Genomic DNA, 12,838 nt, shown 5'->3' with positions numbered 1-12,838 from the left:
GCGGATATGGACACAGCCACCCTCCGCCGGATCACCGGAACGGCCGCCCTCATCGCCGCCGCCTGCACATTCGTCGTACTCCCCCTCTACTTCATCTACGGCGGCCCGCCCCCGGACTGGAATATCTTGACCCGCACCGTATTCGGCATGGCCGGGATGACGATGACGGTCGTCTTCATCACCGGCTTCGGGCAGCTGGTGAAGCGCGCCGACCCCACCCTCGACTTCATCGGATCACTGCTCACCAGCGCCGGATCGCTATGGATGGCAATGGCTTTCGTAGGTCTCGGTCTCGAGACCGGAGCCGCCATCCAGTCACCCGAACCGATCGACCCGACCATCGCCGTCAGCGGCACCTACATCCTGTACGGCAGCATTTCGCGCATACTCGAAGCACTCTTCTGGGCCACCCTCGGTTTCGCCCTCACCCGAACCCGCCTGCTCCCCGCCTGGACCGCCCGCCTCGCCTACGCCCTCGCGGTCATCAACGCCCTCTTCATCCCGTCCCTCTATTTCGGGAACACCCCCGCCAACTTCTACGCCGCCAATGGCTGGGGCAGCACCGCCACCGTCGGCGGTCTCGCCTATCTCGGCATCCTGGCTATCGGGGTGCCCCTGGCGCGGACCTCAGTGGGACAACGGTTTCCGGACCGACCGACAGCTCCGTCGACAGCACAATGACCTCGATCGATGTGACGAAGGATAGCGAAACACGGTGCCTGAGGGCACATTCGGGATCTCGTGAAGCCCCCTGGATCCCCTAATTCGCCGTGAGGTCATAGCGAGTCGCACTAACTCTGCGGAAGAGTTACCGGACATGAAATCCGCTAAGTTCACGACTCCCCGGCAGGCGCTCGCACGAGTGGCGGCCGTCGGAGCTATTGCCTTGATTCCGCTTACCGCAGTTGTGGTTCCGGCTTCGGCCGATATTCCACTCACCGATCCCGACCCGTCGGTCGCCGCGGCCGACACCGGCGACGGCTTGATCACCGATGCCGCCCGCCCGCACTACGGCAACCACCATCACGGCTACTACTGGTATCCGCGGACCGGAAGCTGGTGAACAAGTGAAAAGGCCCGGCATCCATTGGATGCCGGGCCTTTTCGTGTCGAAACCTTACGCGGTTTCGGTGATCGGGCGATCGACCCAGCTCATCAGGCCGCGCAGCTTGGCGCCGGTGACCTCGATGGGGTGCTCGGCGTTGGCCTTGCGCAGACCCTCGAGCTCCTTGTTGCCGCCCTCGACGTTGGCGACGAGGCGCTTGACGAAGGTGCCGTCCTGGATGTCGGTCAGGATCGCCTTCATGCGCTCCTTGGTGCCGGCGTCGATGACGCGCGGGCCCGACAGGTAGCCACCGAACTCGGCGGTGTCGGAGACCGAGTAGTTCATGCGGGCGATGCCGCCCTCGTACATGAGGTCGACGATCAGCTTGAGCTCGTGCAGCACCTCGAAGTACGCCATTTCGGGGGCGTAGCCGGCCTCGACCATGACCTCGAAACCGGTCTTGACCAGTTCCTCGGTGCCGCCGCAGAGCACGGCCTGCTCACCGAAGAGGTCGGTCTCGGTCTCTTCCTTGAAGGTGGTCTTGATGACGCCGGCGCGGGTGCCGCCGATGCCCTTGGCGTAGGACAGCGCGAGGGCCTGGCCGTTGCCGGTCGGGTCCTGGTCCACGGCGATCAGGGCCGGAACGCCCTTGCCGTCGACGAACTGGCGGCGCACCAGGTGGCCGGGGCCCTTCGGGGCGACCATGGCGACGGTGACGTTGGCCGGAGCCTTGATCAGACCGAAGTGGATGTTGAGGCCGTGGCCGAAGAACAGCGCGTCGCCGTCCTTCAGGTTGGGCTCGATGTCGTTGGTGAAGATCGACGCCTGCGCGGTGTCGGGGGCCAGCACCATGATCACGTCGGCCCACGCGGAGACCTCGGCGGGGGTGCCGACGGTCAGACCGGCCTCTTCGGCCTTCGGGCGGGACTTCGAACCCTCGGCGAGACCGACACGAACGTCGACGCCGGAGTCGCGCAGGCTCAGCGAATGCGCGTGGCCCTGGCTGCCGTAGCCGATGACCGCGACCTTCTTGCCCTGGATGATCGACAGGTCAGCGTCGTCGTCGTAGAACATCTCGACTGCCACTTTGGGTTCTCCTTCTGGATTCTGTGTTTAAAGCTGTGGTGGATCCCAGCCGAAAGCATGCCGGGATGGCGGGGATGCGGCCGCCGCGGCGGCCGGTTACTAGCGAGTTGCGGTGATCGACTTCGGTCCGCGACCGACGGCGACCACGCCCGACTGCACGATCTCACGGATACCGTAGGGCTCCATCATGCGCAGCAGGGCGTCGAGCTTGGAGCGGGTGCCGGTCGCCTCGATGGTCAGCGCATCGGGCGAGACGTCGATCACCTTGGCGCGGAACAGGTTCACGGCTTCGATGACCTGGGTGCGGACGCTGGCGTCGGCGCGCACCTTCACCAGGATCAGCTCGCGGGCCACCGAGGAGTCGGTGTCCTGCTCGACGATCTTGATGACGTTCACCAGCTTGTTGAGCTGCTTGGTGACCTGCTCGAGCGGCAGATCCTCCACGGTGACCACGATGGTCATGCGCGAGATCTCGGGGATCTCGGTGCCGCCGACCGCCAGGGACTCGATATTGAAACCACGCCGCGAGAACAGCGATGCCACGCGCGCCAGCACGCCCGGCTTGTCCTCCACCAGCACGGAGAGGGTGTGGGTGGTGCTCATGCCTGCGTCCCCTTCTGGGCCTGCTCGTGCGACATCGCCTCGTGGATGATGGCCGGCTCGGCGATCGACTCGTCGTCGTCGAAGAGCGGGCGGATGCCACGGGCGGCCATGATCTCGTCGTTGGAGGTGCCGGCGGCGACCATCGGCCACACCTGGGCGTCCTTGCCGACGATGAAATCGATCACGACGGGACGATCGTTGATGGCCTGCGCCTCGCGGATCGCGGCCTCCACGTCCTCTTCCTTCTCCACGCGAATGCCATGGCAGCCGAGGGCTTCCGCGAGCTTCACGAAGTCGGGGATGCGCAGGGTGTGGGTGCCCAGATCGGTGTTGGAGTAACGCTTCTCGTAGAAGAGCGTCTGCCACTGCCGGACCATGCCCAGGTTGCCGTTGTTGATCAGCGCGACCTTGATCGGCACGCCTTCCACGGCGCAGGTGGCCAGTTCCTGATTGGTCATCTGGAAGCAGCCGTCACCGTCGATGGCCCAGACCTCGCGGTCCGGCATGCCCATCTTGGCGCCCATGGCGGCGGGCACCGAGTAGCCCATGGTGCCCAGGCCACCGGAGTTCAGCCAGGTGCGCGGCTTCTCGTACTTGATGAACTGCGCGGCCCACATCTGGTGCTGGCCGACGCCGGCACAGTAGATGGCGTCGGGTCCGGCCAGCTGGCCGAGCTTCTCGATGACGAACTCCGGCGACAGCGAACCGTCGGACGGGGTCTTCCAGCCCAGCGGGTAGGAGTCGCGCACGCCGGACAGGTAGCCCCACCATTCGGTGAGATCCAGCAGCGGCTTCTTGCCCTGCGCGGCCGGATCGGCCTTCAGGGTCTCGATGAGCTCGGTGATGACCTCGCGGCAGTCGCCCACGATCGGCACGTCCGCATGGCGGTTCTTGCCGATCTCGGCCGGGTCGATATCGGCATGGATGACCTTGGCGTTGGTGGCGAAGGAGTCCAGCTGACCGGTGACGCGGTCGTCGAAACGCGCGCCGAGGGTGATCAGCAGGTCCGACTTCTGAAGTGCCGCAACGGCTCCCACGGTGCCGTGCATACCCGGCATACCCATGTTCAGGGTGTGCGTGTCGGGGAACGCGCCGCGCGCCATCAGGGTGGTGACGACGGGGATGCCGGTCAGTTCGGCCAGCTCCAGGAGCTCGGCAGAAGCATCGGCCTTGATGACGCCGCCGCCGACGTAGAGCACGGGCGACTTGGCGTCCATGATCATGCGGGCGGCTTCGCGCACCTGCTTGCCGTGCGGCTTGGTGACCGGGCGGTAGCCGGGGAGCTTCATCTCCGGCGGCCAGGAGAAGGTGGTCTGCGCCTGGAGGACGTCCTTGGGGATGTCGACCAGCACGGCGCCCGGGCGACCGGTGGAGGCGAGATGGAACGCCTCGGCGATCATGCGCGGGATGTCGATCGGGTCGGTCACCAGGAAGTTGTGCTTGGTGCACGCCATGGTGATGCCCGAGATGTCGGCTTCCTGGAAGGCGTCGGTGCCGATCAGCGAACGGCCGACCTGACCGGTGATGGCCACCAGCGGCACCGAATCCATCTGGGCGTCGGCGATCGGAGTCACCAGGTTGGTCGCGCCCGGACCGGAGGTGGCCATACAGACACCGACCTTGCCGGTTGCCTGGGCGTAGCCGGTCGCGGCGTGACCCGCGCCCTGCTCGTGCCGCACCAGCACGTGGCGGACCTTGGTCGAGTCGAAAAGCGGGTCGTAGACCGGAAGAATCGCACCGCCCGGAATTCCGAATACCGTGTCGACACCGAGCTCTTCGAGCGAACGGACGACCGACTGCGCGCCGGTGACCCGCTCGGGCGGGACCTGGCGGCGATTCGGGGTCGCGGCCGGAGCCGCGGTCGGCTGAGTGGCCGAAGGCGCTGGCCTGCGGGCCGAGGGCCCGGGCCGGGCGGTAGGTGCGCTCACCGTCTTGGTTCCTTACTGCTTGTCGTTCCAGTCCATGGGACTTGCCTGAACACAAAAAAGCCCCCGACAGCCCAGGGCTGTTCGAGGGTGGCGCGTCGCAGCTGCGAGCTGACGTAATAGACCTACAGTCGTCGGCTCTAGCGCTGGACGCGCCGGCCGATTACGAGCAACTCGAATCGATTCACGCGCTCGACGGTATGTGCGCGTGGGTCGTTCAGTCAAACTTCTGACCAATTGGGTCCCATTATGTGAGACAGTGCGGTTGTTCGGGTCCGTTCACCATGATGCGAGGATATGGGTGTGTCCTCACAGCATCAGTCCGTGCCACCTGCTCGATCGTCCCATACCGCCGCGCCGGAATCGGACGCGGGTCGCGTGATCCGCCTCCCCCGGCTGGCGCACCTCGGGGTGTTTCTGCTGCTCTTCTCGGTGGCTTTCCCGTTCTTCGGGGCGCCGAAGGTGTTGTGGATTCTGTTCGCGATCCCGATCGCCGCGGCCGTCTGGGTCGAGCGGGTGCGAACCACGGTGTCCGGGAAGGGCATCGATGTGCGGTCCATGTTCTCCTCGCGGCATGTCGATTGGGAACAGGTGAAGGGGCTGCGGATCCCCAAGCGCGGCTTCCTCCAGCTGCACCTGAGCGATGACACGAATGTGACTTTGCCCGCTGTCGGATACGACCGGCTCTCGGATCTGGTCGCAGCATCCGGCGGGCGAATTCCGGATCCGTTCGCTGAGCCGGAGGACGCGGACGGCGCGGACGAAGAAGCCGCGGAGACCGCCGAGGCGACCGAGCCCGAGGGCGACACGCCGTAGTTCGGGGTGCGCGAGGTTGCTACCGGCGGTAATCGCCGGGTGCGCACGGGAGTAACGTGGAATGGCGCCGAATGACATCGGCGCGGTCGCCAGACAGCCCCTTGCGACACGGCGCCTTTGAAAAGAGCCCGAGGAATCATGCCACCACTTCGCTCACGCACCACCACCGCCGGACGTAATGCCGCGGGCGCTCGCGCCCTCTGGCGCGCGACCGGCCTCACCGACTCCGACTTCGGGAAGCCGATCGTCGCCATCGCGAACTCGTACACCCAGTTCGTACCGGGACACGTGCACCTGAAGGACGTCGGGGAGATCGTGGCCGAGGCGGTTCGCGCCGCCGGTGGCGTGCCGCGCGAGTTCCACACCATCGCGGTGGACGACGGCATCGCCATGGGTCACGGCGGCATGCTGTACTCGCTGCCCTCGCGCGAGATCATCGCCGACTCGGTGGAGTACATGGCGAACGCGCACACCGCCGACGCGCTGGTGTGTATCTCCAACTGCGACAAGATCACTCCCGGCATGCTCAATGCCGCGATGCGCTTGAACATCCCCGCCGTGTTCGTCTCCGGCGGGCCGATGGAGGCCGGTAAGGCCGTGGTGGTGGGCGGTGTGGCGCAGGCGCCGACCGACCTCATCACCGCTATTTCCGCCTCCGCCTCCCCCACCGTCACCGATGACGGGCTCGACGAGGTCGAGCGGTCGGCGTGCCCGACCTGTGGTTCGTGCTCCGGCATGTTCACCGCCAACTCCATGAACTGCCTCACCGAGGCGCTGGGTCTGGCGCTGCCGGGCAACGGATCCACGCTGGCCACCCATGCCGCGCGCCGGGCGCTGTTCCAGAAGGCCGGACGGGTCATCGTCGATATCGCCAACCGGTGGTACCGGGACGACGACGCGTCGGTGCTGCCGCGAAACGTGGCCAACGTCAAGGCTTTCCGCAATGCGATGGCCCTGGATGTGGCCATGGGCGGGTCGACCAACACCGTGCTGCACACCCTGGCCGCCGCGCAGGAGGGTGAGATCGAGTTCGATCTCCAGTCCATCGACGAGATCTCGCGCCGGGTGCCGTGCCTTTCCAAGGTGTCGCCGAACTCCGACTACCACATGGAGGACGTGCACCGGGCCGGTGGCATTCCGGCCATCCTCGGTGAGCTGCGCCGCGGCGGGCTGCTCGAAACCGATGTGACCACGGTGCACACCAAGTCGTTCGAGGAGTACCTCGACACCTGGGACATCCGCTCCGGCAAGGCTTCCGAAGAGGCCATCGAGCTGTTCCATGCCGCGCCGGGCGGCGTGCGCACCACCGAGCCGTTCTCCACCGACAACCGGTGGTCCTCGCTCGACACCGATCAGGCGGGCGGCTGCATTCGCTCCGTCGAGCACGCCTACACCGTCGAGGGCGGGCTGTGCGTGCTGCGCGGCAATATCGCCCCGGACGGCGCGATCCTCAAGACCGCGGGCATCGACGAGGACCTGTTCACCTTCGAGGGTCCGGCCGTGGTGGTCGAATCCCAGGAGGAGGCGGTCTCGCTCATCCTCGGCAAGAAGATCCAGCCGGGCGATGTGGTCGTGGTCCGCTACGAGGGTCCCTCCGGTGGTCCGGGCATGCAGGAAATGCTGCACCCCACCGCATTCCTGAAGGGCGCGGGCCTGGGCAAGGTTTGCGCGTTGATCACCGACGGCCGCTTCTCCGGCGGTACTTCGGGCCTGTCCATCGGGCATATCTCGCCCGAGGCGGCCAGCGGCGGCGCCATCGGCCTGATCGAGAACGGCGACCGTATCCGCATCGACGTGCACACCCGCGCGCTCGAAGTGCTGGTCCCCGATGAGGTGCTCGCCGAGCGACGCAGCAAAATGGAAGCGTCCGAGCGGCCTTGGCAGCCCGCGCACCGCGAACGGCCGGTTACCACCGCGCTGCGCGCGTACGCAGCGCTGGCGACGTCGGCCGACAAGGGTGCAGTGCGGCGCGTGCCGTAGACAGAGAGCAGGGGAATGACAATCGAATACGTCGGCAAGGCGGACAATATGCTTGCCGAGTACACGGCCATGCTGGAACGCAGCGATGCGCGCAACGCACAGGCGAAGACGCTGCTGGCCGAGGCCGAGGAATTGGCAGCACAGAACCGCCAGCTCGATTCCGCCGAAATCATGGCGGAGCCGGGCGAACTGGCGCAGATCGCCTCGCATCGCGCACTGCTGAACGAGCAGATCGACACCAAGTCGAACGAAGTGATGCGGTTGCACCAGGAGACGTACGACGAGTGGCAGCGGTTCAACTCCACCGAATGGTGAGCTGAGCGGACGCAGCGGCCGGGACGATCATCGGATCGTCCCGGCCGCTTGCTGTTTCGCCTACATCCCGCGGGCGTACCGCACCGACGCTTCGAAAGCCTCCATATCGATGGCCAGGTCCGGGTTCTGCTCCGCCACCTCGCGGATCTCGAGCATGGCGTCTTCGACGGAGCGCCGCCGCGCGGACGCGATCAGCTCCTGACGCACATAGTCGCTCAAAGGCTGCTGTGCCGCGGCCGCGCGATCCATGAAGACTCCGCACACCTCCGTCGGCAGATCGTAGAGATCGATCAATGCCATTGCCCCGTGATCGATTTCCGGTTCCAGCCCTTTGGGCCGCTCCTGCGCCAGAAACTCCACCACGGCATCCAGCGGCACCCGCCGCCCGGCCATTTCGATCAGTTCCCGGCGCACGTATTCCCGGGGCGGCAGCCCGGCGGCCCGAGCGCGTCTGCGCAGGACATCGGCGGTCATCGCGGGCAGGTCCTCGATTTCGATCAATGCCATGCCGACCAAGGTAGGCAAACGGCCCGAAAGACAGCAAAAAATGTCCGATACCCGCCGGACTCACGCGCGATGCCGACCGCGCCGGCGATGCCGGTCGCCGACCGGAATGCAATGGAACGCGCGGACATTCGCGGTGGGCGGCAGTTCGGTCGATACCGGCGGAGCAAAAGACCGATCCCACGAAACCGTCCGGTACGCGATGGCGATGAGTGCGGATACGGCTACGCCCCTGCCACGAAGGCAGCTCGGCCGATTGCTGCGCGCGGCCCGCGACCGAGCCGGGCTCACCGTGGAACAAGCGCGATGTTGATGGAATGGCACAAGTCCACCCCCAGCCGCCTGGAACGCGGCCTTACCGAGAAGGTCAGGGTCCGAGACATTCTGGGCCTCTGCGATGTCTACGTCGCCGATCTGGGCACTCGCGAGAACGTCGAAGTACGGCTGTTGCCATTTCGAGCTGGGTTCCCGCTGGGAATGCCGCTGACGCCGTTCATCACGTTCCAGTTCGGGAAGGACGCCCGAGGGAAGTTGACGGAGCCCACGGTGGTCTTCGCTGAAAGTTTCGCGGGGGCAATGTATTTCGAACGGCCGACCGAGGTGGATCTGTACCGTGAGGCATTCGGCAAGGGAGCACGACCGTGACCGATGATCCGAGCCGGGCCAAGTGGTTCAAGTCCACCCATAGCTCAGGCGGCCAGGACTGTGTCGAAGTCGCCTTCCTCGGCAGTGGTGGAGTGGGCGTGTGGGATTCGTTTGTCGCGAGGGTCGGGCGCGGCTGATCAGTCGAAGGGGCCGATGCCGGTCAACGGGTTGCCGCCGTGCAGGTAGATGTAGGCGAGGATGGCGGCGGCGATGGCGGCCACCAGGGCGGCCAGGGAGCCGAGGTAGGGCCTGGATGCCCAGCCGCGGTTGCGGTCGAAGGAGAGGCGGCCGGGGCCGGTGAGGATCAGGACCGTGGCTATGCCCGCGAGGATGGATTCGATTTCGGTGGAGTTGCCCTTGGCGGAGTATTGGAAGCCGGGGACCATGCTCTGCTTCCACATCCAGGCGTCGAGGATCACCGCCAGGACCGCGCCTGCCGCCAGCGGTGTGGCCAGGCCGAGGACCACCAGGATGCCGCCGCCGAGTTCGCCTGCGATGAGCAGGGGCGCGGAGAGGTCTACGTGTTTCCAGCCGCCGTTCTCCATGGCGGTTTTGATGCCGTCCAGGCCGGGGCCGTGGAACCAGCCGGTGGCTTTTTGCAGGCCGTGATAGATGAAGGTGCCGCCGATTATCAAGCGGAGCAGCAGGAGTCCGAGGTCCAGGGTGCCGCGGCGACTGTCCCGGCGGTAGCGGGAGGAGTCGGCGGGGGCGGTAGGGGCCGGGGGGATGCTGGCGAAGGCGTAGGTGGGGGCGGCCGGGTCGGGGGTGGTGGCTTTGCTGTCGGCCGCGCCGGGGATGGAGTTCTTCAGCTCCGAGTAGAGCGGGACTTCGGGGTCGAGGCCCAGCTCCTCGTCGGTGCGCGGGACCTCCTTGGTGAGGTCGGGCGTGGTGGGCTCGTCCTTGACCGATGCCGTGGCGAACACTTCGGTCGGCGAGTCGAAAGGACTGCGGACCGGTTCACCTACCGGCTTGGGCGCGGGCGTTTCGTCGCCCGCCGCACCGGCGGACGGCTCGTTCGGCTTCTCAGTCACGCGGTCAGATTAAGTGCTCGGAGCGTCATCCACACGACAGTCGGCGGGCGTGTCCATGTCGTGTTTGCGGCTTGCCGGCCGATCGCGCACCCCCGTCCGAGCGGAGGCGGCGGGTTTTCCGTAACGTCTCAACCATGAGTTTGGTTGCCGCGGGCCGGATCGGGGTGGGCGCACGCAGGGTCGTGCTGGGTGTGACGCTCGGTGCGGTACTGCTGTCCGGCTGCGGGCGTTTCGACGATCGGGCCTCGAGCCCGTTCACCACCGAGCCGAGCTGGCAGGACGCCGAACCCGAGACCAAGGATTCCAAAGCACCCCCGACCTCCGCCAAACGCCCGGATCTGCCGTGCGTGGATCCGGATACGGCAGTGGTGGTCTCGTGCCTGGACACCACCGGCGGCGTGCTGGTGCTGCCGGACGGCATTCACGGGCTGGTGGCGGAGCGGCTGACCGGCCGCATCCTGAAGGTGGAGGCGACCGACGAAGGCGCGCCGCCGGAGCCGGTCGAGATCGCCAGGCTGGAGGTGGACGGGAGCAGCGACGGCGGGCTGACCGGGCTCGCGCTGTCGCCGAGCTACGCCGAGGACGGGCTGATCTACGCTTACATCACCACCGGCAGCGACAATCGCGTGGTGCGCCTCTCCACCGAGAACGGTGGCGCGCCGAAGCCGGTGCTGACCGGAATCCCCAAGGGGCCCAGCGGCAATCGCGGCTCCATCGACTTCCACACCGGCAGCCGCATGCTGGTGCTCACCGGTGACGCGGGCAATCCGGGCGCGGCCGCCGACAACGGCTCGCTGGCCGGGAAGCTGCTCGGCGTGGACACCGCGCCCGGCGCGGCCCCGGAGGTGATGGCGAGCGGTATCGGTGTGGCGGGCGGCGTCTGCTCGGATCACGTGGACAGCATCTGGGTCACCGATCGCACCGCCACCGAGGACCGTTTGCAGCGCATCGCCCCGGACGGGTCCATCACCAAAGCCTGGAGCTGGCAGGACCATCCGGGTGTGGCGAACTGCGCGGCCGCCACCGACGGGGTGGCGATCGCATTGACCAATCAGAAGGCCCTGGCGCTCGCCTTGGCGGACAAGAACACCCACGCGGTGACCGCGGCGCCGTCGATTCTGGCGCAGGACAAGTACGGCCGCCTCGACGGCGCGTCTCCGGCGGGCAGCGGCATCGTCTGGGTGTCGACGGTGAACAAGACCGACGGGCAGCCCAATCAATACGACGATCGCGTGGTGCGGATCTCGGTGAATCCGCAGGGCGGCGGCAATGGCCCGGACTAGCCCGCGCTGACCCCGGAGACAACTGTGGCGCACGGCAACGGCCGTGCGCCACAGGCGTATTCGGAGGTTATTCGCTCACACCGCAGGCGGCCATGACCAGTTCGCGCACGCGGGCCGCATCGGCCTGGCCGCGGGTGGCCTTCATGACATCGCCGACGATCTTGCCGGCGGCCTGCACCTTGCCGGAGCGGATCTTCTCGGCGATATCCGGGCTGGCGGCCAGCGCCTTCTCCACCTCGGACTGGAGCGCCGAGTCGTCGCTGACCATGCCGAGCCCCTTGGACTCGACGATCTGCGCGGGCTCGCCCTCGCCCGCCAGCACGAAGTCGACGACCTGCTTGGCCACCTTGTTGTTGATGGTCTTGGCCTCGATCAGCCCCGCCACCTCGGCGACCTGCTTGGGCGTGATGGGCAGGTCCTCCAGGGACACCTCACGCTCCTTGGCCTTCTCGGTCAGGTAGGCGACCCACCAGGAGCGCGCCGCGTCCACCGAGGCCCCGGCGTCGACGGTCGCGATGATCAGATCCAGCGCGTCCGCGTTCACCAGGTCGCGGAAGACCTCGTCGGACAGGCCCCAATCGGACTGGATGCGGGCGCGGCGCAGCCACGGGTACTCCGGAATGGTGCCGCGCAGCTCCTCCACCCAGGCCGCGTCGGGCGCGATGGGCTCGAGATCGGGCTCCGGGAAGTACCGGTAGTCCTCGGCGGTCTCCTTGATGCGCCCCGAGGAGGTGGAGCCGTCGGACTCGTGGAAGTGCCGGGTCTCCTGGATGATCTCGCCGCCCGCGGCCAGCACCGCACCCTGACGCCGCATCTCGAACCGCACCGCGACCTCGACGCTCTTGAGCGAGTTCACGTTCTTGGTCTCGGTGCGGGTGCCGAACACCTTGGCGCCCTTGGGCATCAGCGAGACGTTGGCGTCGCAGCGCAGCGAGCCCTGCTCCATCTTGACGTCGGAGACGTCGAGGGACTTGAGCACCTCGCGCAGCGCGGTCACGTAGGCGCGCGCCACCTCGGGCGCCCGCTCCCCCGCACCCGTGATGGGCTTGGTGACGATCTCGATCAGCGGCACGCCCGCGCGGTTGTAGTCCAGCAGCGAGTGCGACGCGCCGTGGATACGACCGGTCGCGCCGCCCACGTGCAGCGACTTACCGGTGTCCTCCTCCATGTGCGCCCGCTCGATATCCACCCGGAAGGTGGACCCGTCGTCGAGCAGCACATCCAGGTAGCCCTCGGTCGCGATGGGCTCGTCGTACTGGCTGATCTGGTAGTTCTTCGGCTGGTCCGGGTAGAAGTAGTTCTTGCGCGCGAACCGCCCCCACGGCGTGATGGAGCAGTTCAGCGCAAGCCCGATCCGAATGGCCGATTCCACTGCCTTCTCGTTCACCACCGGCAGCGACCCGGGCAGGCCCAGGCACACCGGGCACACCTGGGTATTGGGCTCCGCACCGAATTCGGTCGGGCAACCGCAGAACATCTTGGTCGCGGTCCCGAGCTCGACGTGGACCTCCATACCCAGCACCGGCTCGTACCTGTCGATGACGTCGGAGTAATCCATCAAGTCGGCGGTAGCTGCGCTCATGCGGACCATCCTATGTAAAGCCG

14 protein-coding genes are annotated in these 12,838 nt (G+C 66.9%); 8 read left to right on the top strand and 6 right to left on the bottom strand.

The features are described from left to right. The first annotated feature begins 6 nt into the window (after positions 1-6). Together NI1_RS29280 and NI1_RS38225 are read left to right on the top strand one after the other, a co-directional pair. Positions 7-681 carry a hypothetical protein gene (locus NI1_RS29280; protein ID WP_067827000.1) on the top strand — a complete coding sequence of 225 codons (675 nt, stop codon included), beginning with the start codon at positions 7-9 and terminating at the stop codon, positions 679-681. Positions 682-817: 136 nt separating this feature from the next. Next, a complete protein-coding gene (locus tag NI1_RS38225; RefSeq protein ID WP_157535396.1) occupies positions 818-1,063 on the top strand; it encodes a hypothetical protein in 246 nt (81 codons plus the stop codon). A 54-nt stretch (positions 1,064-1,117) separates the two neighbouring features. Here NI1_RS38225 and ilvC read toward each other — a convergent pair whose 3' ends face one another. The 3 genes from ilvC to NI1_RS29265 all read right to left on the bottom strand — a co-directional run bounded on the left by ilvC (position 1,118) and on the right by NI1_RS29265 (position 4,662). Then, positions 1,118-2,119 carry a ketol-acid reductoisomerase gene (gene ilvC / locus NI1_RS29275; RefSeq protein ID WP_174564540.1) on the bottom strand — a complete coding sequence of 334 codons (1,002 nt, stop codon included), beginning with the start codon at positions 2,117-2,119 and terminating at the stop codon, positions 1,118-1,120. A 111-nt stretch (positions 2,120-2,230) separates the two neighbouring features. Then, positions 2,231-2,734, bottom strand: coding sequence for an acetolactate synthase small subunit (gene ilvN / locus NI1_RS29270; RefSeq protein ID WP_067826993.1), 504 nt, complete (start codon positions 2,732-2,734; stop codon positions 2,231-2,233). Further along, positions 2,731-4,662 (bottom strand): acetolactate synthase large subunit, encoded by a 1,932-nt coding sequence (locus NI1_RS29265; RefSeq protein ID WP_067826991.1) that lies wholly within the window; start codon positions 4,660-4,662, stop codon positions 2,731-2,733. The genes ilvN and NI1_RS29265 overlap by 4 nt, the downstream gene beginning before the upstream one ends. Positions 4,663-4,983: 321 nt before the next feature. Between NI1_RS29265 and NI1_RS29260 the strand changes: the two genes are divergently transcribed. The 3 genes from NI1_RS29260 (at position 4,984) to NI1_RS29250 (ending at position 7,770) form a co-directional block, all read left to right on the top strand. Further along, complete coding sequence (locus NI1_RS29260; protein ID WP_067827744.1) at positions 4,984-5,475, top strand: PH domain-containing protein; 492 nt, start codon at positions 4,984-4,986, stop codon at positions 5,473-5,475. A 138-nt stretch (positions 5,476-5,613) separates the two neighbouring features. Then, positions 5,614-7,455: a dihydroxy-acid dehydratase gene (gene ilvD / locus NI1_RS29255; RefSeq protein ID WP_067826988.1), complete on the top strand. Its 1,842-nt coding sequence runs from the start codon at positions 5,614-5,616 to the stop codon at positions 7,453-7,455. A gap of 15 nt (positions 7,456-7,470) precedes the next feature. After that, positions 7,471-7,770, top strand: coding sequence for a hypothetical protein (locus NI1_RS29250; protein ID WP_067826984.1), 300 nt, complete (start codon positions 7,471-7,473; stop codon positions 7,768-7,770). A 60-nt stretch (positions 7,771-7,830) separates the two neighbouring features. Here NI1_RS29250 and NI1_RS29245 read toward each other — a convergent pair whose 3' ends face one another. After that, positions 7,831-8,277 carry a hypothetical protein gene (locus NI1_RS29245; protein WP_067826981.1) on the bottom strand — a complete coding sequence of 149 codons (447 nt, stop codon included), beginning with the start codon at positions 8,275-8,277 and terminating at the stop codon, positions 7,831-7,833. Between the two features lie 303 nt (positions 8,278-8,580). On the opposite strand from NI1_RS29245, the gene NI1_RS29240 reads away from it, so the two are divergent. Further along, entirely contained in the window at positions 8,581-8,919 is a 339-nt protein-coding gene (locus NI1_RS29240; protein ID WP_067826979.1) for a Scr1 family TA system antitoxin-like transcriptional regulator, read from the top strand. Beyond that, positions 8,916-9,056 carry a DUF397 domain-containing protein gene (locus NI1_RS39970; protein WP_084523888.1) on the top strand — a complete coding sequence of 47 codons (141 nt, stop codon included), beginning with the start codon at positions 8,916-8,918 and terminating at the stop codon, positions 9,054-9,056. Before NI1_RS29240 ends, NI1_RS39970 begins: the two co-directional genes overlap by 4 nt. On the opposite strand, the gene NI1_RS29235 is transcribed toward NI1_RS39970, so the two are convergent. Continuing rightward, the gene (locus NI1_RS29235; protein ID WP_067826977.1) at positions 9,057-9,950 is read right to left on the bottom strand and encodes a DoxX family membrane protein; all 894 of its coding nucleotides are present in this window, start codon (positions 9,948-9,950) and stop codon (positions 9,057-9,059) included. Between the two features lie 134 nt (positions 9,951-10,084). Between NI1_RS29235 and NI1_RS29230 the strand changes: the two genes are divergently transcribed. After that, entirely contained in the window at positions 10,085-11,233 is a 1,149-nt protein-coding gene (locus tag NI1_RS29230; RefSeq protein WP_067826974.1) for a PQQ-dependent sugar dehydrogenase, read from the top strand. Positions 11,234-11,300: 67 nt separating this feature from the next. Here the strand turns inward: NI1_RS29230 and gatB are convergent, their stop codons facing one another. Further along, positions 11,301-12,815, bottom strand: coding sequence for an Asp-tRNA(Asn)/Glu-tRNA(Gln) amidotransferase subunit GatB (gene gatB, locus NI1_RS29225; RefSeq protein WP_067827742.1), 1,515 nt, complete (start codon positions 12,813-12,815; stop codon positions 11,301-11,303). Positions 12,816-12,838: the final 23 nt, after the last annotated feature.

The sequence above is a fragment of the Nocardia inohanensis NBRC 100128 genome, from assembly GCF_001612945.1.
Lineage (GTDB): Bacteria > Actinomycetota > Actinomycetes > Mycobacteriales > Mycobacteriaceae > Nocardia > Nocardia inohanensis.
Note: the sequence above shows the minus strand (reverse complement) of the source record. Positions and strands in the feature narration are given on the sequence as shown.